The 23120-nt window shown below is 35.1% G+C and carries 17 protein-coding genes; 8 read left to right on the plus strand and 9 right to left on the minus strand.

Translation table 11 applies throughout. From position 1 onward, the window contains the following. Nucleotides 1-48 precede the first annotated feature (48 nt). Entirely contained in the window at nucleotides 49-987 is a 939-nt protein-coding gene (locus BM088_RS13920) for a siroheme synthase (protein ID WP_177208047.1), read from the plus strand. A 231-nt stretch (nucleotides 988-1218) separates the two neighbouring features. Here BM088_RS13920 and BM088_RS13925 read toward each other — a convergent pair whose 3' ends face one another. Next, nucleotides 1219-1731: a hypothetical protein gene (locus BM088_RS13925; protein WP_091985027.1), complete on the minus strand. Its 513-nt coding sequence runs from the start codon at nucleotides 1729-1731 to the stop codon at nucleotides 1219-1221. A 610-nt stretch (nucleotides 1732-2341) separates the two neighbouring features. On the opposite strand from BM088_RS13925, the gene BM088_RS13930 reads away from it, so the two are divergent. The 3 genes from BM088_RS13930 to BM088_RS13940 all read left to right on the plus strand — a co-directional run bounded on the left by BM088_RS13930 (nucleotide 2342) and on the right by BM088_RS13940 (nucleotide 6165). Further along, a complete protein-coding gene (locus BM088_RS13930; RefSeq protein WP_091985029.1) occupies nucleotides 2342-3337 on the plus strand; it encodes a hypothetical protein in 996 nt (331 codons plus the stop codon). Between the two features lie 148 nt (nucleotides 3338-3485). Then, nucleotides 3486-4496, plus strand: coding sequence for a hypothetical protein (locus tag BM088_RS13935; protein ID WP_091985032.1), 1011 nt, complete (start codon nucleotides 3486-3488; stop codon nucleotides 4494-4496). Between the two features lie 52 nt (nucleotides 4497-4548). Further along, nucleotides 4549-6165, plus strand: a complete 1617-nt coding sequence (locus BM088_RS13940; protein WP_177208048.1) for a S1 family peptidase — start codon at nucleotides 4549-4551, stop codon at nucleotides 6163-6165. A gap of 405 nt (nucleotides 6166-6570) precedes the next feature. Here the strand turns inward: BM088_RS13940 and BM088_RS13945 are convergent, their stop codons facing one another. From BM088_RS13945 to BM088_RS13960, 4 genes are all read right to left on the minus strand, one after another. After that, nucleotides 6571-8031 carry an aerolysin family beta-barrel pore-forming toxin gene (locus tag BM088_RS13945; RefSeq protein WP_091985037.1) on the minus strand — a complete coding sequence of 487 codons (1461 nt, stop codon included), beginning with the start codon at nucleotides 8029-8031 and terminating at the stop codon, nucleotides 6571-6573. A 121-nt stretch (nucleotides 8032-8152) separates the two neighbouring features. Then, the gene (locus BM088_RS13950; RefSeq protein WP_091985040.1) at nucleotides 8153-9034 is read right to left on the minus strand and encodes a LysR family transcriptional regulator; all 882 of its coding nucleotides are present in this window, start codon (nucleotides 9032-9034) and stop codon (nucleotides 8153-8155) included. A 124-nt stretch (nucleotides 9035-9158) separates the two neighbouring features. Further along, a complete protein-coding gene (locus tag BM088_RS13955) occupies nucleotides 9159-10550 on the minus strand; it encodes an alanine/glycine:cation symporter family protein (protein ID WP_091985042.1) in 1392 nt (463 codons plus the stop codon). 336 nt (nucleotides 10551-10886) lie between these two features. Continuing rightward, entirely contained in the window at nucleotides 10887-11516 is a 630-nt protein-coding gene (locus tag BM088_RS13960; RefSeq protein WP_091985045.1) for a helix-turn-helix domain-containing protein, read from the minus strand. Nucleotides 11517-11828: 312 nt separating this feature from the next. On the opposite strand from BM088_RS13960, the gene BM088_RS13965 reads away from it, so the two are divergent. Beyond that, complete coding sequence (locus BM088_RS13965; RefSeq protein ID WP_091985047.1) at nucleotides 11829-12881, plus strand: porin; 1053 nt, start codon at nucleotides 11829-11831, stop codon at nucleotides 12879-12881. Nucleotides 12882-12941: 60 nt separating this feature from the next. Further along, complete coding sequence (locus BM088_RS13970; protein WP_091985050.1) at nucleotides 12942-14813, plus strand: methyl-accepting chemotaxis protein; 1872 nt, start codon at nucleotides 12942-12944, stop codon at nucleotides 14811-14813. Nucleotides 14814-14982: 169 nt separating this feature from the next. Here BM088_RS13970 and BM088_RS13975 read toward each other — a convergent pair whose 3' ends face one another. Beyond that, nucleotides 14983-16242 carry a D-amino acid dehydrogenase gene (locus tag BM088_RS13975; RefSeq protein ID WP_091985052.1) on the minus strand — a complete coding sequence of 420 codons (1260 nt, stop codon included), beginning with the start codon at nucleotides 16240-16242 and terminating at the stop codon, nucleotides 14983-14985. A 117-nt stretch (nucleotides 16243-16359) separates the two neighbouring features. Between BM088_RS13975 and BM088_RS13980 the strand changes: the two genes are divergently transcribed. Both BM088_RS13980 and fadE read left to right on the plus strand, forming a co-directional pair. Further along, nucleotides 16360-17298 carry a LysR substrate-binding domain-containing protein gene (locus BM088_RS13980; protein WP_091985055.1) on the plus strand — a complete coding sequence of 313 codons (939 nt, stop codon included), beginning with the start codon at nucleotides 16360-16362 and terminating at the stop codon, nucleotides 17296-17298. Between the two features lie 120 nt (nucleotides 17299-17418). After that, nucleotides 17419-19842 (plus strand): acyl-CoA dehydrogenase FadE, encoded by a 2424-nt coding sequence (fadE, locus tag BM088_RS13985; protein WP_091985059.1) that lies wholly within the window; start codon nucleotides 17419-17421, stop codon nucleotides 19840-19842. An 81-nt stretch (nucleotides 19843-19923) separates the two neighbouring features. Here fadE and BM088_RS13990 read toward each other — a convergent pair whose 3' ends face one another. The 3 genes from BM088_RS13990 to BM088_RS14000 all read right to left on the minus strand — a co-directional run bounded on the left by BM088_RS13990 (nucleotide 19924) and on the right by BM088_RS14000 (nucleotide 23081). Then, nucleotides 19924-20133 (minus strand): cold-shock protein, encoded by a 210-nt coding sequence (locus tag BM088_RS13990; protein ID WP_091985062.1) that lies wholly within the window; start codon nucleotides 20131-20133, stop codon nucleotides 19924-19926. Between the two features lie 314 nt (nucleotides 20134-20447). Next, nucleotides 20448-21848, minus strand: coding sequence for an MATE family efflux transporter (locus tag BM088_RS13995; protein ID WP_091985064.1), 1401 nt, complete (start codon nucleotides 21846-21848; stop codon nucleotides 20448-20450). Nucleotides 21849-21986: 138 nt separating this feature from the next. Then, nucleotides 21987-23081, minus strand: a complete 1095-nt coding sequence (locus BM088_RS14000; RefSeq protein WP_091985067.1) for a hypothetical protein — start codon at nucleotides 23079-23081, stop codon at nucleotides 21987-21989. Between the last annotated feature and the right edge of the window lie 39 nt (nucleotides 23082-23120).

Consider the following 23120-nt stretch of genomic DNA (forward strand, 5'->3'; position numbering starts at 1 on the left):
ATAACGCGATTTATATTTTAAAACGCGTTACATTACAAAGGAATTTTTGTGCAATATTTCCCTATTTTTGTAGATGGCAAGCAGTTAAAAGTATTAGTTGTAGGTGGCGGAGAAGTGGCAACTAGAAAAGTAGAGCTCATGCTAAAAACCCCCGCTGCTGTCACTGTTGTTTCTCCTGATTTATCACCCTGTTTAACTCAGTTAGCGCACAATAATAAAATTACTTATATTAAAGGCTTTTATGAAAAGTCACTTTTAAACGATAAGCAACTTGTTTTTGTAGCAACCGAAAACAATGAACTTAATAAAGAAATCAGCAAAGATGCCACATTAGCAAACGTTTTAGCCAATGTCGTAGATAGCCCTGCCCTATGTCATTTTATTACGCCATCTATTGTAGACAGAACCCCAATGACATTTGCCATGTCTAGCGAAGGCATGTCTCCGGTATTATTACGCTATTGGCGCGCAAAATTAGAAACCTTAATACCACATAATTTAGGTGAAATAGCTAAATTTGCAGGTGAAAAACGCCAACAAGTTAAAGACACATTAGATAACGTAGCAAAACGCCGAGACTTTTGGGAAAGTTTTTTTTCATCCAGTCGCAGTGAAGATACGCAACAGCTAGATGATTTATTTGAAGCACTAATTAATGCCGCTGATAACCAAATAGAGATTGCACCTGAGCTTTATATTATTCAAACCCCCACAGACCCTGATAGTTTAACTTTGGGTGCTTTAAGACATATGCAAAAATCAGATATCGCTATTTTTGACGATAATATTAATCCTGATATCGTCGAATTAATTCGTCGAGATGCCGAACGCGAAACCGCCTCAACAAATACCACTGCACAAATTGAAAATTATTTAAACAAAGGTTTAAAGGTGTGTTATTTAACTCAAAAAAGCATCCCTGACATTTGTAGTCTAAAAAATAGCATCAAGAGTAAAATACATATAAAAGAGTTTTCTCACCGATAATATGAAATAGGTTCCCACCTTTAAAAATTGGAACCTATTACAATTAATAATTTTTTAATTACTTAATTGAATTAACCAAAATTTCAGTGAAAACCTCAATATAGAGCTTAATTTAAACTGATAGCCTTAAGATCTGTCAAAGCATTTTATAAAGACCGCTCTTTAGACATTCAAGTGGCCTAAAAAGTAGGCTTAAGTAAGGATTTTTTTAAGCCATAGTCTCTTGTTAAGTTAGTAATACTCCAGACAATAAACGCCTGTTTCACTAGCCCATTTTTTAATTTGTGGAATAATTTTATCATCTTGAATGTAAAATATATTCGTATAATCCCAGCTTTCAAAATATACAGCTGAAAACTCTGGTAAAACTAACCTACAAAATTTATCTGATGAGTCATTATCACCAGCGGGATGTAAATAATTATCCAAAGAGTCTTGAGAGCTAAACCTTCTAAAGGACGTAGAACAACGTTCCCATTTACCTGTAAATTTAAAATTCAATATTTCAGTGTTTTTAGACATAACCTTTGCAAAATCATGTAATGATTTATCTCTGCATAAACGTTCTGCTTTATCAGGGGAATCATTCTGAAATTCTTCACGAGTTAACCAGTGATCAAATACAGTTATTGCGACTTTCTTATAATGAGGCGTATCTTCTACACAATAAATTTTAAATAAATCAGGAAATTCTTTATTCAATTCAACCTGTCTATTTTTGCTTAAATTTATGAATTTACGCACCGACTTCCCTAGTAACTTAACGCAGACTGAAGGGGGTATTTTGCGGCGAAGCCGCGCTTAAAATTGTCCCGCCTGCAATATTTCTTAGTTCTTCAATAGAGCCTTCAATGGCTGGCTGATCATCAGTGATATATATGTGCATCGTTCTCTTTCACATAACGAGCCTGTAGAATTACTCGTTTTTATTTATATTTTTCAATCGAAACACTCTACTGATATTAAATTCTTTTAACAATCAAAAACATTTACGTTTTTTCTGATTTTTTATTTTTATAACTAGAACGAAGATAATGATGGAGTTTATTAATAAAAAAGACCGTATTTGAATGATATTTAGAATGCTTTTGTGAGCTTTATCTTTAATGCAGGCTATTTCTAAGCTTTTCTATGTTCTTCATTATGTCACCTATAAAAATACTGAGATAAATGATATCACCTCTAACTAGGTGGCCAAAATTACTCTACCACAACAAGTTTAAGTATTTCTAGAAAAGGGTGATCCTAATAGATTTGCCATAGAAATCCATCATCACAACTGTTCAAATAAAACACAACAATAAGAAACAGGATTAACCAAAACTTTATTCTCAACATCATTATAGGTGAGCTAATGGATTTAAAACAAAAAAGAATATCTTTACTGTGGTTAAAATTATTCGCTTTGGCTAGCATATTAGCCGTATCATTTAGTGGGGGGGCTTCTGAAAACGAAAGCAAGAGAGAAATAAAAAACTTTAAAAATATAAAGCAAAAACCCTGGTATACAAAAATGGATTATTTTGTCTCTGTACGTCGAGATTTCGTTTCTATAGCTATGCCTAAAACAATTGAACCAGGCAGCGACTTATTTACGATAGATTCCGACCCTACCGACTTATCTTTTACTGCAGGGGGGAATCTATTTAACAGAACGTCCATATATACTGAAATTGTGACGAATTCAAATTTGTATAAATACAATCAAGCAAACCCACAAATACAAGTAAAATCGAGAGAATTACGGGGTGATATACTTGTAGAACATGATTTCGGTAAGGGCATAACCCTAGGTTTTGACCTCTATTACGCTGACCGTTCTGATGCATACTTAATTGAATATCAAACTTATGATCAAAATATTGTTCAAAAATATACAGATAACGTCAAGGTGTTCGGGGGGGACTTGATGACATCTCGTACATTTAAGTTCGATGCGTCTGATGTTCGACTAGATTATAATTTTAGCTATTGGCAATCAAGTGTCAATAATGTTGACGTTTCACGAAAATTTCATAATGTAGGCTTAAGTCTTTCTAAGCAATGGTCTCATAACATTTCGACTATTTTGAGTAGTCAACTGGTGTATTTCCCTGGTGATTTTTTCGCTTTAACTGAACATATAGATATTGTGTACATGTTAGCGGCAGAAACAAGATATCGGTTGGGAGATGCAACTGAAGTGGCTGTAGGGTTAGAACGATTGAATTTTGGAGACAGCTCCCATATTAATACCCTTTCATTTAGGTTTGAATATCAATTCGGTGTTAAGAAATCGAACCGCCGTAAGCGCCGTTACAAAATACCTAAGCCATTGTTTCGAATTAGAGGATTGTTGCATTCTGCTTAAGTGTGAAGTACTTATTTTGAACATAATTGAACTGCAATAAATTAACAGGCCCTAGTTAAAACACTTTTCATTTTTTCTCTGACTTTATTTTATTAAAAAGTAATTGTTTGATTGTCATTTACAGGTGAAATTTTTACAGGAAGTCTAAATGAATAATCGCATTTCTGAAAAGAATGGTGTGAAAAGTAACAATGCTGACACCAAAGAAACTAATACCAAGGTTACTGGCATTAAGGTTATAGAACATGACAATAGTTTGAAACTGTCATTTTATGCAGGTTCGGGTATAGGCCTGTTACTTGGTATTATCATGGGAACTAGCATGACTCCTGTAGTCGCGACTATGTTTGCCAGCCTTACAACCTTACTTGCTGCAATATTAGGGTTAAATGACACCAATTTTACGAATGCAAAAGCTGTCAGAATAGGTTCATTTGGGTTTACTTGCGTTATTGGAACTATTCTTGGTTTAATTGTGCGGTCGCATAATGTCTTTTCGCCTTCGCTGACTAGTTTACAAGAAAAATATATGGCAGTTGGTTTTAGTGAAAAGCAGGTGTTGGATTTTATTGCGCAAAAAGAATTTGGCATATCTATTCAGGCAAATTCAGTGGTAGCAGCGCAAGGTGAAATTGCACTAAAAAACAAGCTGCACTCTAACCCGAGCCTTAACTTTAATTCTAATTCAAAGCTTAGGGAGACGAAAATAAAACCTTTAGTAATGGCGAATTCGCAGGTTATTAAGCAACACAGCAGTGTGTTGTTTAGCGCCCCCGTTGAACTAAGTGGTTGTGATGAAGTAGAAAGCACTGATGCATCGTTACCATTGGAGGAAGTACTGAATAACTTTGAACTGACGGGTGGCGTGTGGGAAGAATTAGCGGCTGTGGTAAGTACTGAAGTAGCTCAGGATAAGCAAAAGTTGTTAATGCTAACAATTAAAGATGCCGTGTGCATGATTGACCAAGTTAAAATGGAAAGTTGTGAAGCATTAACCCCATTGTTTGCACAAATAAGTTATCAGTCTTTGCTGGCAGTGGTGATAGATTATAATGAAACTTGGCAAACAGTCGCTACGGCAATCGATAATTCAACACTAGATGAATACGACAGGTTGCTTTCTCTTAGACTGGCTAAAAATACATTATGTGGTTTTTAATATGAATATCAGATTTAGTAAGAGGTTAATCTGTTGTCTCTGGGTTTGCTTAATGATGAGTAGTGTGAGAGTCAATGCAGAATTTGATCCTGAGGTGTTAAGTCAGTCTACGGTCAGAATACTGATAAAAGGTAAGCAAGGGATTACGGGGGCTGCAACTGGGTTTTTATGGCAAACAAACACTCAGATAGTGACGTCTTTACATGTATTAAGTAACGATCCCAACAGTAAAATTATTGTTGAGTTTGGTCGATTAAAACGCAAAGCTATCGTTAAAGCAGTATTGCCTAGCGCCGATCTGGTATTGCTTGAAGTTAAAAAGCCGATAGCAGGTTGGCAGCCATTGTTAACCTTTAAGGAGGTAAAACCTAAATATAAAGCGGAAGTGTCGGCGCTAGGTTTTAATCGTGGTTCAATCGGCATGAGTACCCGTGAATTAAGAAAAGGTTTTGTGACGCCTGAAATGCTACAGGTGCTTTTACCCCCCGATGCAGTAAAAAATATCATTCGAACGAGTCAACTCAATATAAAACTACCTATTTATTATCTGGATGGTAGTTTATTACCGGGTTATTCAGGCTCTCCTATCGTCAATATTCAGGGAGAACTTATTGGCATTGGCAATGGAGGATTGGAAAACGGAGCGTCGAGTGTAAGTTGGGTGATCCCGGCAGCCAATTTAAATACACTGGTTAAATCAAAAACGTCACAATTGCCAAAATATCAGAATGAGTTAAATGAAATTTTTAGTGTAGATAAGTTAAGTCCAGAAAAAGGAAATACCGCATCCCTTCAATCAACTCCTTTTGATAGCAACCTCAGCTTTTTGGGATCTTTATTTACGAACTTATTTAATCATGCGTTTGCTAAGCAGAACACAGAAATGCCGAACAAAGGGGACTATTTATCTCCATTAACAGAAGTTAATTATCATCAGTTTAATTTTATTAAAGTTAAAAGCCGAACCTATGAACAATTACTTACATCGTCAGGAACACCCACTAATATGAAACATGTATTTACGCTCTTTAATCATGTTTTTCATGGTTATAAAGTCAATTATAACAAGTATGTTTTTGATATTTACGAAGATGGACGTTTTGGACTTAATGTCGTTGTTCCACAAGGTGTTGAGCTGGTGGTTGATCAGGATGAGTTTTTGGTGGCTCAAGGGAATATGTTTTGTCGTATTTGTGATTACGGCATTCAATATCATGCTCGACAACTCACGCATGATGCACAGCAACTGATCAGAAAAAGCCCGGAATCTTTTCTTAATACGGTGGCTAATCAACAGTGGTTAGATCTGAATGAAGAAGGAGATTATGGTGAATATAGCGACTTCAGAACTATTGAATCGTTTGGTGGACAGCGATATGTTCTTCGCGCCGCCTATTCTGATTTTTCAGAACCATTTAAAAACCAGTTTGAATTAAATTATTTAACTGCTGCCACTAATCGTGATGCCTGGTTTCAGGCGCAGGGAATTTTAAATCGATTTGATAATAACTTTTTTTCTAGTTTAAACAAGTATAGGGGAACAGATTGCACAGCAAATAACTTGCCATTAACACAAGCCACTGTATGTAGCGATATTGAAACCATGTTTACTGTGATAATCAGTGTACATTTGACATCATTTTCAAATATGTTTTTTCCATTGAGATAATATCTAAAACCTAGGACCTAAATGTATATTTCAGTCAATGCATAGCTTAATGGGTGACGATTACTAGTTTTTAACTTAGCCTTATCAACATATCCAGATTAAAATACACACTGTAAAAACTCCCCCATACCCTATGTGGGTTGATAGATTTAGCTTGGGGGTAATATGATTGCAATTAAGCCATTATTTATACCTGTAACATCAAATGATTTTAGCAACCCTATTGTTTCATTTGATAGTCGGTTGATATCTCCTTATGTATTACGCCCATAGGTTGAAATCAAAGCTCATACCAGCTCTAAAATTTCATACGATTAAGTTTGCTTAAAATTGAAAGGTGTCAATTCCAATCGAGACTACAAGAGTTAGTCCGACAGTTTCATTTGATAATGACACCTGTTCAGGTTAATTTGCTATTTCAATCTTTACTTTCACATTTTTAAACCCAGCATCTTCAAGCTGCTGTTTAAGGCTTTCACTGTTTGAAATATCATTTGAGCTAGGTATTACACTACGAGAGGTTTTTAAATTTTGAGGAATTGGCCTTTCATCACCAAAATAAACATTACCCGCAAATTGGCTTTGAGCATAAAAATTCCCACTTAGTGTTGTTTTTTTTGGTCTTAATATATTACTTAACCAATATTTCATTGTAGATAAACTTGTTTGCTCAATCATCCATGGCCAATCCCACTTTTTATTTACACCAGGAATATATCTATGCTCCCATTGATATTCAATACTATTGTCTTCACCAGCCCAACGGCCAATTACAAAGCTTGCATTATCTGTTGGTCTATCTTCTGGGTGATTTAACAAGGCATTACCGCCCCAGCGCATAAAACCATCAATTGACAAGTTATAAGCAATGTCTGCATCAAACTCATAGGGATAACTTATAGAAGCAGTAAATAAGTCTAATTTTGCATTTAAACTTGTATAAGGAGGAATGTTTGTTCTTGCTTGAACAACTACTTTTTTTGCAGTTGAACCACCATTGCTACTACCCCAAGCTTGCTCCGCTGAGATTGTGACCGAAAGAGAGGTATCAGCACCACCCGTTACAGAAGGTGATTTCCATGTATTTGATAAAGTAACCGACTCAGACACACTATAGTCATTGGTTTTTGACCAATTTGTTTGAGCATCATACTCAATTGTAACAACAGTCATTTGTGCAACAGAAGTATCATTTGTAGCAGGAACAGAAATTGTTGTTTGTAATTCTTTATCTGATGTAACTATCTCTCCTTTCACTCTGTAAGATTCTGTATCCATAACATATTCAAAATTTGATACTGATATTGCTGTTTTTTCATCACACCGATAACCCGAGCAATCACCGCCATTATACCCTTGAATTTTCCATTCATCATTCGCTTTGGTAATTTCCATATCTTCACCAACATAATTTGAACGATTGCCTCCAACCCAAGCAAATCCCATATAATGCGCCAGATATGACAATGGCTTCACAAATGACGCCTTATTATTAACGAGCGCCCACTCTATTTGGTTTTTACTTCCAGGGTTTACAAAAAGAGCATTAAGTTCTGGAATTTCAGTCATTGGTGTATTTGGGTAACACCAAGTATTAGAAGCTGAACTACGCTTGATTTCTCCTGAATAACCAGAGCCCATAATAACCCACCCATCTGCTAAAGCTGTTATTTGCCACTTCCCCATTTTATTAACAATTTCGTTGCGGTAGGTTTCAGCTTCTGGTTTTGTGATCGCACGAAAATCAGTAGAACATATGCCAGCACCGAAAGATTCAACCTTCAGTTGATCAGGATATATAACGGATGTATTCGCATATGCCCCACCCACATGACATAACACACATAAAGAGATTATTTTTTTCATAATGAACACCTTGTTGTTTATTTATTGAACGAGGTTTCATTGTAAATACTATTAACTCCATTTATAGGGACATGAATGAAAGTTGAATTTTCAAAAATGGCGGTTGTATTTTGTACCTTCTTTATATATATGGTTCACTCAATTTTTCGCTCAAATAATCAATTAATAAACGTGTACTATGTGGAATTAATTTATCAGGCCATATTAAATTTATATCTCTTTTAATTGGTTGAAAGTCATTTAGTAAGGTGATGAGTTCACCATTTTTAAGATGTTTTTTTAAGTAAAGTAAGGGACCATAATATACACCTCGACCTTCTAATGCCGCTAGAGCACACATTTCAAAATCATTAGCGATAAAATTAGGTTCAGGGTGAAAGACACAATATTGACCATCATGATCTAAAAACTTCCAGTTTTTAAAAGGCGTAAATGTAATATGAGGTAGTTTTGCTAAATCAGTAAAGGTATTAGGGGAACCTAATTCAGCAATAAGCTCAGGAGCTGCTGCTAATACAAAATCCATACGGTTGATTACTTTGCAAATATTTTGAGAGTTTACAAGTTTGCCAATACGAACAGCGAGATCAAATTCAGTATTTTTTAAATCTAAACGTTCATCAGATAACACCATATGAATTTTAATTTCAGGAAACCGATGTGAAAAATCTTTAAATAACCCATTTACAAACTCACTTTTCATAAAATTTTGGGGAGCAATTAATTTAATTGAACCTTTTTTATTATGAGAATGTCCTTTAAAGTTATCTAGGACATTTTGTAGATTTTCGACAGGTGATAAACATTGAGTATAAAATTGCTTTCCTGGTTCAGTTAAGCGTAAACAACCACGTTCACGGTAAAAAAGTGCCAAAGCAAGATTATCTTCTAATTTTTTAATACGTCGTTGTAAAGTGGCAAGGGGAATATTGAGTTTTACTGCTGCTTCATGAAAAGTATTATAACGATTAACTTTAATAAATAGATCAATGGTATCAAGCATAGTAATCCTTTTTATTTGGCTGCTGTTAATTAGCTAATTTTTATCGAGAAATAGTAAATCCTAAAATAAAAGTTAAATTTAAAAATGGTCATAAAAAAGCGGCTATTACAAGCCGCTTATATCGTTATACTTTTCCAGCATCTGTTGCTGAACTTGATACATCACTTTGTTGTATCTTATTAAAGTATTCCCGCGTTAATTTAAACACCACAGGGCTTAATAATGCTAAAGCAATTAAGTTTGGAATTGCCATCATGGCATTAAGTGTATCTGCTAATAACCAAATAAATTCTAAAGAACCCGCAGCACCAATTGGTACAACAATGATCCATAAAACTCTAAAAGGCATCACAGCCTTGACACCCAATAAGTATTGAACACATTTTTCGCTATAAACACTCCAGCCTAAAATCGTTGTAAAAGCAAAAACAGACAAAGCAATTGCAACAATATAATTACCGTAAGGCAAAGCTGACTCAAATGCAGCAGAAGTTAGTGCAGCGCCTGTTGCGCCTGAAGTCCATTCCCCAGACACCACTATCGCCAATCCAGTAATAGAGCATACAATCAAAGTATCAATGAAAGTACCTAACATTGCAACTAACCCCTGCTCTACCGGGTTTTTAGTTTGTGCAGCTGCATGTGCTATTGGTGCACTGCCTAAACCAGCTTCATTTGAAAAAACACCTCTGGCAACACCAAAACGAATTGCCATCCAAACAGCAGCCCCAGCAAATCCACCTTCAGCAGCTGTGCCTGTAAATGCACTATCAATGATCAGTGTAAAAGCCGCCGGAATATCTGAAATATTGATAATTAACACAATAATACCTGCTGCAATATAAAAGATAGCCATAAGCGGTACTAGTTTTCCTGCTACATCAGCGATGCGCTTGATGCCTCCCATTAATACAGCACCTACCAATACCATCATCACTAAACCAGTGATCCAAGGTGCAATACCAAAATTAGACTCAATTGCATTGGCAACTGAATTAGCCTGAACCGTATTTCCAATACCAAAGCCTGCAAATGAGCCAAACACCGCAAATGCAGTGCCTAACCAAGCCCATTTTTTTGATAAACCATTTTTGATGTAATACATGGGGCCACCGATATGCTCCCCATTTTTGTCAACTTCTCTATATTTAACAGCCAACACAGCTTCAGCAAATTTGGTCGCCATGCCCACTAATGCCGTACACCACATCCAAAATAATGCCCCTGGGCCACCTAAAAATATTGCTGTTGCGACACCTGCAATATTACCAGTACCGATTGTTGCCGATAAAGATGTCATCAATGCATTAAATGGACTTATTTCTCCATCAGAGTCTTTTTCTTTATTATGCCCGCGGCCACCCCAAAGCAATTTAAACCCAGTACCTAATTTTAGAATCGGCATCATTTTCAACCCAAAGGTCAAAAACAGTCCGACACCTAAAATCATGACTAGCATAGGGATCCCCCAAACAATCCCATTGATATAATTTATGATACTCGTTACAAATTCCATACAAACTCCATCGCTTTTATTTTAGTGAAACGGTTTAATATCCGATTTTTAGTTAGCTTTTAGAATTAAAAATAAGTTAGATAATTGTTAAACTATATTTCCAATATGAAACAAAGTAAACAAATTGGAAATGCAATTCAACTAATAATTACACTTTTTATATTAATAATAATAATATTTAGCAAAGAAGTTCTATTAAATGTTTAAATTATAAACATAATTTAAACATTTAATATTTTAAAGTTTTGTTTTAAAAATGAAATGACATAAAAAATCCGACATATAAGTATCGGATAATAAAGATATGATGAAAAACGAGGTTGAGTATTATTAACTTTATTGCGCTGTGATCCATAAAATCAGAGCATCTTCTTCACTCACAGATATCGCTAAGTGACCCATGCCAGCATCATAATAAACACTGTCGCCTACATTAAGAGTAGCGGGTTCATAAAATTCACTTAATAATTGAACCTGCCCTTCAATTACGAATAAAAACTCTTCACCTTCATGACGGATCCAGTCACCAAAATCATCAAAAGATCGAGCATGTATCCGACTCATATACGGCATCATAAGCTTATTACTTAATTGTGTTGCCAGTAAGTTATGTTCGTAAGTTGATGTTATATGAGATAAACCTTCATTAGCCCGTGTAATATCTCTACGACCACACGATTGCAATTTTTTAGGAGCCGTGAAAAGTTGTGGTATATCTATATTCAAGCCTGTAGCCAGTTTTTGCATTACAGCAAAAGTAGGAGAAACCTGCTCATTTTCAATTTTAGATAAGGTCGATTTTGCCAAACCAGTTAATTTACTTGCCTCATCTAAGGTCAATTTATTCTTTGTTCTGATCTGTTTTAGCTGTTTTCCAATTTGGATTTGTTCTATTGGTTTTTCTTGTTCTTTGTTACGCGCCATTATTTCAGAAAAAAATTTATCAGTCTTTTTACGATCACTCATGAATTTTGTATTTGTTTTACGAAGAGTATGCCAATTGTGGCACATCTAAGCTTGATGATGAACAAATCGACTAAAAATAAAATTGTTTTTAAATCAGTTACTAAATTAGTATTAAAAGAAAAAAGTTTCCTATAGGAAACTTTTTTCTTGACTGGAAATAATTGTCTGTTACTTTTAAAAAAGGATTGGGTTTTAGATTACACATTTGTCACCTCATTACTTCATTCCTTACAACCACAAAAAATTAAAATAAAAACTCTCACACATGCGGGTGTAGTTGTGCTCGCTTAATAAAATCAACAGGGTAATAAAATGAACAAAATAAAAAGCGCGTTACTCCCATTAATAATCACTCTTCCTGTTTTCACTGCAAGTGCATCAGATCAGCAAAATGAACAGGCACAGCTAAAACAACAATTAGAACTGATCCAAAAACGTTTAAGTGAACTTGAAAACAAAACCCAAAATACAACTAAGTCTATTCCTGCCAATACAAGCTTTAATGTGTATGGCACTTTACGACCTACTTTTGGTGTAACCAGTGGCGATGAAGATGTCTGGGATGTAGGTGATGCATTATCAAGAGTTGGTTTTAAAACAGAACATAAACTCACAAACGGTTTAACTGGTTTTGCCAAAGGTGAATTTAAAGTCAATATTCAGGCAAATGGTGATTTTGGTGAAGCACGTAAAGCCTATGTGGGTATTAAAGGTGACTTTGGTCGATTTACAATCGGTAAGCAAGCTTCAGCGCAATATAATATGATTGCAGACTCTGTTGATATTTTTAACCGTTCAGCCACTCCTCTTGCTTACGATTCTATCAGCCCTTTTCGCGTAAATAACTTAGTAACATACCGTAAAGAATTTGGTGCTATCAGCATCTCCGTTGATTCACAATTTAATGGCAGTGATAAAGACAATAGCAGTGATTTTTTTAATACGGGTATTCAGTATAAAACAAACGCAATAAAAGCCGCCGTTGCCTACTACGATAAAAGTCGAGACGATGGGGCAACTGAAAAAGCACTTGGTGTATCAATTGCCAAAGATTTTGGATCTTTATATTTGGCAACATCATATCAAGACATTGAAATTGACGATATTGATGGTTCAACCTTAGATGTTGTGGGTGCTTATGCAATCAACGAAATCTATAAATTAAAAATTGGTATTTCGCAATACGATGATGGCTTAGCTGAGTCAAATTCAGATAATTATCAAGCTTATAACACGACTTTAGAGTGGCAAGGTACGCCTGATTTTCGCTTATTTGTAGAGTATCAACACAATAACTTTGAATATAAAACGGATAACGATCAGATAATGATTGGAATGCGTTACAACTTTGATTATAAATTTTAATTCCGTAAGGGTCGTTAAGACCCTTTTTTTTAATACACGCACTACCCTATAAGGACTTTCATGCAATTCAAGTCAAAACTCATAGCCGCAACTTCTTGTATTTTGTTGTTATCACTTTGTTTATTATCTTTAAATCAATATATTAAAGTAAAAACAAGTATCGATGAACTCGTAATACAAAGTGTTCATGAATCATCAAATTTAGCAGCGCTCGATATTTCTAATGTGATGAATGCAAAAAAGTCATTAGCGCAATATATGATAAGTTTAATTGAAGATGATATTAGTCCTAGTAATATTAATCGAATCTATAATAAGTCGATAATAAAACAAGAGTTTATTTTAGCTGGTGTTGGTTTTGAAAAAGACGGCTCGATACTTGATAATGACCCTAATTGGATCCCCAGTGCCAATTATGACTCAAGAACTCGACCTTGGTATAAAGATGCAAAAAATAAAATGGATATTGTTTTTACAGCGCCTTATGCCGATGCTGTTACCAAAGAAATTATAGTCTCTATGGGCCTTCCTATGTATAACGCTGGCAGGTTTTCAGGGGCAATGTTTGTTGATATCAGTCTAAAAGGCCTAGGGGAAACCTTAAAAAAGGTGCAATTACTTGATGCTGGATACGCATTTTTAGTCAGTGAAAATGGCACCTTAATTTCTTTTCCTGATACGCAATATAATGGTAAATCCATGCATAAAATATTTGGTTATGAATTGAAAATAACTGAACAAGTGCAAAAAATAACTGTTGATGATAAAAGTTTACAGGTGAAGTTTGTCAAAGTACCTGACATGGACTGGTACCTAGCAATAGCTGTAGATGAAAATATAATCAACGCAACAAGCGATACTTTACGTGATCAGGCAATCATGTATTCTATGGTCGCCCTTATTTCAGGGGTATTGCTGATGTTGTTTTTAATCAAAAAACTCATGACTCCGCTCGTAACTATTTCAAATGCAATGCAAAATATTGCAATAGGAGAAGGTGATTTAACACAACGTCTATCAACGCAAAGCGATCAAGAGTTTGCTTTAGTCGCACAAGGATTTAATGCTTTTACTGAAAAATTACAACAACTTATTTTACAAAGTAAGTTATTGAGCAACCAGATCTTACAAGGTACAGAGGAGACAGCAAGCGGTGCACACGCCTCAGTTATTGCAATGAATCAACAATTATCTGAGTTAGAGCAACTTGCAACAGCTATGACTGAAATGTCATCGACCTCACTTGAAGTTGCAGGTTATGCACAACAAGCTGCGACATCCGCTGAACAAGCAGATAAAACAGCAGGACAAGGCGCAGAGGTTGTCAATACGACTTCAAACTCTATTGTCCAACTGTCCAAGCATATTGAAAATGCAGTGCTTGAAGTAAAAGAGCTTGAAACTTCAACAGCAAATATAGAGTCTATTTTACAAGTTATAACAGGCATTGCCGAACAAACAAATTTATTAGCTTTAAATGCTGCAATTGAAGCTGCACGAGCAGGTGAACAAGGCCGAGGATTTGCCGTTGTTGCCGATGAAGTCAGAACGCTTGCACAACGTACACAATCTGCAACCTCTGAAATTAAAAATATGATTGAGTTACTACAAAAAAGCGCACAATCAGTTGCCTCTGTGATGTCACAATCACAAAAAGAAGCAAGTCACAGCGTGACAAAAGCACAACAAGCCAATGATGCATTGACCAATATAAGAGAATCAATTGGGCAAATTACCCAAATGAATTTCCAAATTGCAACCGCGGCGGAAGAGCAAAGCTTAGTCGCCGAAGAAATCAATCGTAATACAACCAATATTAAAGATTTATCTCAACAAGTTGCTGATAGTGCAAATATTGCAAATGAAGCAATGGCAGAGCAAAAAAATATCTCTCAAGAGCAACAGAATCTGTTAAATCGTTTTATAGTTTAACTGTCTTTTTTATGGCTGTTTTTTACAGCAAAACCAGCCATAAATATTTAATACTTTCCTAATTCAAAAATATAAGCAATCGTAAATCCCGTTTCTAGACCCCTCATAAAAGCACCTTACCCCTTAGGTATTTTTATGAGGAGTCTATTTAAAGTCTTTATACTAATAATCAAACATACCTTGCTAAAGACAGACCTTCTGTACTAATTTCTGGCTTTTTACCATTAATAATATCTGTTACATATTTCGCCGAACCTACCGCCATGGTCCAGCCTAAGGTCCCATGACCTGTATTGATATATAAATTATTGATATGACAAGCTCCTAAAATAGGTGTGCCATCTGGTGTCATAGGCCTCAGTCCTGTCCAGTATTGTGCCTGACTCATATCTGCTGCGTTTGGAAATAAATGATTGAGCACAAAATTTAAATTCTCATGGCGAGAAATGGGTAAATCTAAGTTGAAGCCTGTTAGTTCTGCTGTGCCCCCCACCCTAATACGCTTGTTAAATCGTGACACTGCCACTTTATAGGTTTCATCCATTACAGTTGACATTGGCGATGAACCTTCATTTTTTATAGGAACTGTTAATGAATACCCTTTAACAGGATAAACAGGTAAATTAATATTCAGAGGTGTTAGTAAAGCAGCAGAATAACAGCCTAACGCCATGACATAAGCATCCGCTTTAAATATTCCTTTATTGGTTGTTACCTGACTGATACTTCCAGTCTTTTTTTCTGTTTCTAAGCTGAGTACTTCATGATCAAATATAAATTTGACGCCAATATTTTTGCATTTTTGGGCAAGAGCTTGTGTAAAACGAAAACAATCTCCTGTTTCATCATCAGGTAAACGTAACCCCCCTATTAATTCATTGCCCATTGAGCCAAGTCCGGGTTCATAGCCTAAACACTCATGAGGATTTAATAACTGATAATTAATACCGCATTGCTCTAAAATTTGCATATCGTTTTGAGCTAAAAGCATTTGTTTTTCATGACGAAAAATTTGCAACGTTCCTAAGCTACGTTGCTCATAATCAAGAGAAAGTTCTTTTCTGAGTATTTGCAAACTGTCTCGGCTATATTGTGCAATACGTAACATACGCTCTTTATTAGTACGGTAGCTATCAGTATTACAATTTAATAATAATTTTATCATCCAGGTATATAAGCGCTTATCTGCAATGGGGTTTATTCTTAAAGGAGATAAATCCTGAAGTAACCACTTCATCGCTTTTAGTGGTACACCGGGGCCAGCCCATGGAGCTGAATATCCTGGAGATATTTGTCCCGCATTTGCAAAACTTGTTTCTAAAGCGACATCTGACTGCCTGTCAATCACTGTAACTTGATGCCCAGCTTTAGCAAGATACCAAGCGTTAGCCACACCGATAACGCCACCACCCAGTATTAAAATATTCACAAATAAACCTTATTAACCTTTGATTTTAATTGTCAAATTCTTAAATATTTATACCGACACCACAATGCATAATTGCTAATATAAGATATAAGTGAAACTAAACTCTAAATTAATAATATGTTATTAAATGCACAAATATTAGCAGCATTACGGACCTTTGATGCCGCTGCAAGGCATCAAAATTTCACTCAAGCCAGCAAAGAGCTATGCATTACAGCCGGTGCTGTCAGCCAACAAATGACAAATTTAGAAGCACAACTTAAGCTAGTCCTTTTTGAACGTCACTCTCGCGGGATCAATTTAACTAAAGACGGGAAAAAATTATTTGAAGTGGTACAACCCAGTTTGAATTCAATTAGCCAGACAATAGAACAAATGCAAACTCCCTTAGAAGTAAATAAAGTGATACGAGTTAAATCTACACCCTCGTTTACTTACAAATGGTTAGTGCCTAAATTACAAGATTTCTATCAACAATATCCCCATATTAAAATTCAATTATTTGCCGATGCAGCACTTGTTGATAAAAGTAAAACAGATTATGATTTAATTATAGATTTTGGTCCTATTCCGTATTTAAACCTGCCTACTAATATTCACTGTGAACTCCTTATGAGCGAAACTTTAACGCCCGTAATGAGCCCAAATTATGCAGAAAAACTCGATTTATATAGCCAAATTCATTGGGAAAATATGACTTTATTACACGATGCGATGCCTTGGTCTGGAACAGAGCCAGATCATGAGTGGCGCTACTGGTTTAATATGAATAACTTGAGTGACGTGAAAAGTAACACAGGCCATTATTTCAATCGCACAGATTTAGCGATTGAGGCAGCAATTGCAGGCCAAGGTATCGCGTTAGCAAGAAAAACCTTAATCACAAAAGAGATTGTTAGTGGCAAATTAATTGCTCCTGTAAGGTCAATTAATGCTAATAGTGGTTATTATTTATTGCACCCTATCCAGAAGGAGATTCAACTGCCAAATAATGACATTTTACTTTTTAAAAACTGGTTAAAATCACAAGCGCAATCCTGGTTAAAACAAATATAAAACATCCTATTTTAATACTAATCTTAGTATTTTATCTGATATGAAAATTAATATGCACTAAGCTTAATTAAGAATAATAATTTTTATATACCCAAATGATTTATCGAGGATAATTATAAAATGACCATATATTTTTTATTCGGTTTAATTATGAGTTTAGCCATCGCCAGTTATCACAGGTCAAATTTAAATACCTGCTTAGGTTTGAGTATTATATTTTTAGTCGTTGGTTCCTTCATGGGTGCTTTTACGACCTTAACTTGGCTTATTTTTTTAATAATTACTTTACCCTTGTGGATTACGGGCATACGCCAGCAATATATTATTGAACCTGTATTCAGAATATTCAAACGCATTACCCCAAGCATGTCAAAAACAGAAAAAGAAGCTATTGAAGCAGGAACTACTTGGTGGGAGGCTGACTTATTTTGTGGTAACCCAGATTGGAATAAGTTACATCAATACCCAGTACCACGCTTAACCGAAAAAGAAAAAAAATTTTTAGATGGACCCGTTGAAACTGTGTGTGCCATGTTTGATGATTGGCAAGCAACACATGAACTCACAGATTTACCGCCACAAGTGTGGCAATATTTAAAAGATAATCAATTTTTTGCCATGATCATAAAAAAAGAATATGGGGGATTAGCGTTTTCCGCATTTGCGCAATCCTGTGTATTACAAAAGTTAACGAGCAAATCTATGTTGTTATCATCAATTGTTGGCGTACCAAACTCTTTGGGCCCTGGTGAATTATTACAACATTATGGTACCGATGAACAAAAAAAGCAGTATTTACCACGTCTGGCCAAAGGTGAAGAAATCCCCTGCTTTGCTTTAACATCCCCAGAAGCAGGCTCAGATGCCAGTAGCATTCCTGACTTTGGCCTTGTTTGTAAAGGCATGTGGCAAGGCAAAGAAATATTAGGCTTAAAACTTACTTGGAATAAACGTTATATAACACTCGCTCCCGTTGCGACAGTCTTAGGGCTTGCTTTCAAATTACAAGATCCCGATTGTTTGTTAAGTAATGATAAAAGCCCTGGCATAACCTGCGCTTTGATCCCCACAAACTTAGAAGGGGTCATTATCGGTCGCAGACACTTCCCGCTTAATTTACCATTCCAAAATGGTCCAACTCAAGGCAATGATGTATTTGTACCAATTGACTTTATCATTGGAGGTCAAAAAATGGCTGGTCAAGGCTGGCGTATGTTGGTTGAGTGTTTATCTGTAGGACGTGCTATCACTTTACCCTCAAACTCAACTGGGGGTATCAAAGCAGCGGCACTTGCGAGTGGATCATATAGTCGTATCCGCCGTCAATTTAGATTACCTATAGGCCATATGGAAGGTATTGAAGAACCTCTGGCTGTTTTAGCTGGTTATGCTTATGGTGCAGATGCTGCTGTATCGCTTTCTACAGGAGCAGTAGATTTAGGTGAAAAACCTTCCGTTGTATCAGCAATCATAAAATATCATTTAACTGAACAAATGCGCACAGCGATGAATCATGCAATGGATATACATGGCGGAAAAGGTATTTGCTTAGGTCCAAATAATTATTTAGGCAGAGGTTATCAAGGCGCACCAGTAGCAATAACAGTGGAAGGTGCCAACATTCTAACCAGAAACATGATTATTTACGGTCAAGGAGCAATACGCTGCCACCCATTTGTTCTAACTGAACTGTATACTTGCAACATTGAAAATCCAGACTCTGCTTTAAAAGCTTTTGATGAAGCGATTTTAGGTCATATTGGATTTACAATTTCAAATTTTGTACGCACTTTCTGGCTGTCTATTTCTGGGGCGAAGTTTTCAAAAGTACCTTTCAAAGATGAAACGGCGCAATTTTATCAAACTGCATCTCGCTTCAGCGCAGCTCTGGCTTTAATGTCTGATATCTGCATGAGTATTTTTGGAGGTTCTTTAAAACGAAAAGAAAGAATATCAGCACGTTTAGGTGACTTGCTAAGCTATCTTTATCTCATAAGTGCTATATTAAAACGTTACAATGATGAAGGTCGTAATCGCGAAGATTTCGATTTAGTACATTGGAGTTGCCAAAATAATTTATATCACTGCCAACGTGCATTGGCTGATTTAATAAATAACTTACCTTTTTCTCCATTAAGATTTTGTTTGAAAGTACTTTTATTTCCTTGGGGCCGTCCCGTTAGAAAACCGACTGATGAACTTGAGCATGCTATTGCACATATACTACAAGTTCCCAGTGAAACACGAAACAGACTGAGTCATTATCTTTATTTAACCGATGAACCACATAACTTAATAGGCCGTCAGGAACAAATATTAAAAGATATTTTAGCTGTAGAGCCTATTTTTGAAAAAGTTTGTTTGGCTAAAGGTCAAAAGTATCCTTTTGTGGCTTTAGATAAAATAGCAAAAATGGGTTTAGATCTTGAAGTCATTACTTTGAAGGAAGCAAAAGCACTCGAAAAGGCTGAAGTTGGACGTTTACTCGTCATTAATGTTGATGATTTTGAACATGATGAACTGGTGGCTGGTATTCATAATTAATTTTAAGCATTAAAAAAGGCAAACCTTAGTTTGCCTTTTTCTAATCTCTAGTGAGATTAAAACTACAATTTGCAATGCAAATTAGATAGCTTGGATGTTCTCAGCTTGTGGACCTTTCTGACCAGTAGTTACTGAGAAAGATACACGTTGGCCTTCAGCAAGAGTTTTAAAACCATCGCTTACGATTGCAGAGAAATGTGCAAAAACGTCAGGACCATTTTCTTGCTCGATGAAACCAAAACCTTTAGATTCGTTAAACCATTTTACTGTACCAGTAGTTGTAGTAGACATAATATCTTCCTATTTATTCAAGAGTAATTTAAGTCTTCTTATGAAGACAATTAAAGCTGAAATTTATTGCTATTACTTATGTAAACAGGACGAGGTACAACAAGAGACATCGAAATGGTGTAGCATAAATATAAACGTTCTTTCAAGCGAGACAAATTATAAAGGTAACACTTTTAGAGTCAAGTTATTTTTTAATAAAAACACGCGTTTCATCAAATATAATCAGCTATGCGCAGCTTTTTGCGTACGCAATTCAACCAGTTAATCTCAACACCACGCTGTTCAAAAAACAAACAACCACTAACAACTGCAACTCAATCGACTGATACGTGTTTTATTAAATTATTTTTTAAGGGGGTATATAGTTTTTCATCATTTTGTTTCTTAGGTTTTAATGAACGTCTAAAATGTAATAAAACAAATAACCCTGCAGCCATATGCGCAAAAAAGAGCGCATAATAAATATTATTTTGCAGCCCACTTAAGTAACCAACTAAAACAAATAATGGGATCAAAACAAGCCTATGAAATACTAATTTAAAAAGCGCCTGTTTTGGTCGCCCAATTGCATTTAAACAAGAAGGATATAATACAGCTAAACCTAAAGCCGCATAACTAAAAGGTAAAAGTGCTAAATAACTTTTAATCATTTTAACTTGTTCACAGTCAGGGCATAAAACTTTAATTAACTCAGCCAAGTATATATTTAAAAAAGTCGCTAATATAAGCTGAAAAATAATAATTAAAGCAAATGACAATTTTAAAACTTGATAACAACATTTTTTATTTCCAGCCCAAAAATTTAAACCAATACTTGCAGGTAAAGACGCAGTCAATACCATAGGTAAGAGTAATAAAAGGGGCTCTAATCTAAATACGATGGCAAAAACACCTATGTGACTTGCATCAACTCTAACAACGATAGCCATTAAAAATGCTAAAGATAATGGCGGCACTAATTGTTGTAACATCAATATAATGCTTGTTTTTTTGTCATTAAAAATGATATCTAGTTTAAGTGTTTTAAAGCAAAACTGTATTTTATTGCTTAACAGCATTAAACCAAACAGTGCAAAAGTCATATCAGTTGTAAAATGTAATTGACCAAGCTCAGTTATTAAAGCTGTACTTTGTACATCAATAATTTGAGTTAACATGAAAAGCTTTAACAACATCCAAGATAATAATAAAGATGCGGATCTTTTATGGTATCCAAGAGTCCGTAATATGGTACTTATTTGCCATATTAAAAATAGTGCTACCAATGAATAAATTTTATAATTAAGGTAAGAAAAAATCTCTGCTTTGTAAAATACCTGCTGCGCCTGCGACCACTGCATCAACCAAGTATCAAAACCCAATAAAGATAAAACAAAACCTTTTGAAATATAAAAAACGCCCCCCATCAGTATTGCAGTCAACCCTGCCCATAACATTAATGAAGTAATATAGTGACCTTGAGATTGATGAGACTTTACCAATACCATATTAGATCTAATTGCAACGGCAATAGCACTGGCACTTAAAAAAGTTGTGAGAGGTAAAATAAAACCAAATAAACTAAGTGAATTATCGCCATGTTTGGCAATAATGGATGATTCAACAACTTCATATGCTAATAAAGCAAAAATAGCCGCAAATAATAACCAGCTTGTTTGTGAGATCAACTTTAAAGGAGAGGAATTTAGATACCAGTGATTTGAATCTTTATTCATTTATTATTATTCCTTAATGATATGTCTCAGTATGAGAGTGATATTAAGGAATAAATTCCATTTTAAAATGTCTTTGATGTAAGTAAGTATGTCAAATATTAATATTGAAACATTTAGCGCTTTTGATCTCTTGCGTTATTATTTTAATTCACATAATCGAGCGCTAAATTTAAAGCCAATATCGCTATCATCTTTTTCAACAACCAAAATATCATTTTCATTAATAGGCACAGCTCTTTCCTTATTTGTTGTTTTACAACGCGAAAATTCAAAAGCCTCAAAATGATAAACAAAACTAGCGATAGCACGGTCAAATAACGTCAGCTGACTCACCTTAGATTCTGGTTCGCTTTCTGGTAATTTCAGACCAACCCTAAATACAGCTTCTTTATTAATACTTTGATCATTAGGAACACCTTCATTAGCCGAGGGTGAGTTTAAATCAGACTCCATTTCAGCTTTTAACTCTTTTTTAACATTATCAGTTCCAGATTTAAGTGTGATTTTTTGTTCTTTACTTAATAAATCGGTAATATCAAAAGACAAACTCTGAATGTGAATTTTTTGACTATACCAAGTTAAACCTTGTGCTAATGTCATAACAACCAAAGGCAAAATTAAAATTCGGATCACTAAAAATAATCCAGAAAAATGTTCTTTATTTTCAGGTTTTGCATGATGTAAACGTAAAAAACGTAATATGCCAAAAAACACACTTTTTAATTGCGCACCAACAAAAACAACGGTCAATGCAAACACACTCAGTAGTAAAATCCAAAAAGGTAACATCATTAAGGTCGTTAAACCTTGCGTATAAACTAACTCAGAGGGTGCAACACCCACAATAATATTTATTTTTTGCGCTGCTAAAGCAAGTGTGAAATTTGCCACCACAGCATAAAGCACTAAAATAATACTTTTACCAAACATGGTATCCCAAATTCGCGTAAACAAACTCCATAACTCACGTGCCATCGCTATCAGAGCAATACAGCCAATAAATGCAACATGGGATTCACTGCCAGAAAAAACCTGTTCGGAAAAATAAAAAATTAGGCCTAAAACTAAAACATATATCTTTTGATTCCCATGTAACTTATGCCAAGCTGTGATGATATTTCTTGGTATCGTTAAAAAACGTTCCAGAATTTCAAATATTTTATTTGATGTTGCTTTAATTGATTGCTGTAAAAATTTAAAATGTTTTTGTGGTTTTAAATTCTCTAATAACATTTTTAACCTACCCTGGCCGTTTTTTATTGTTATTGTGTT

The organism is Pseudoalteromonas denitrificans DSM 6059, from assembly GCF_900112265.1.
Taxonomy (GTDB): Bacteria; Pseudomonadota; Gammaproteobacteria; order Enterobacterales; family Alteromonadaceae; genus Pseudoalteromonas; species Pseudoalteromonas denitrificans.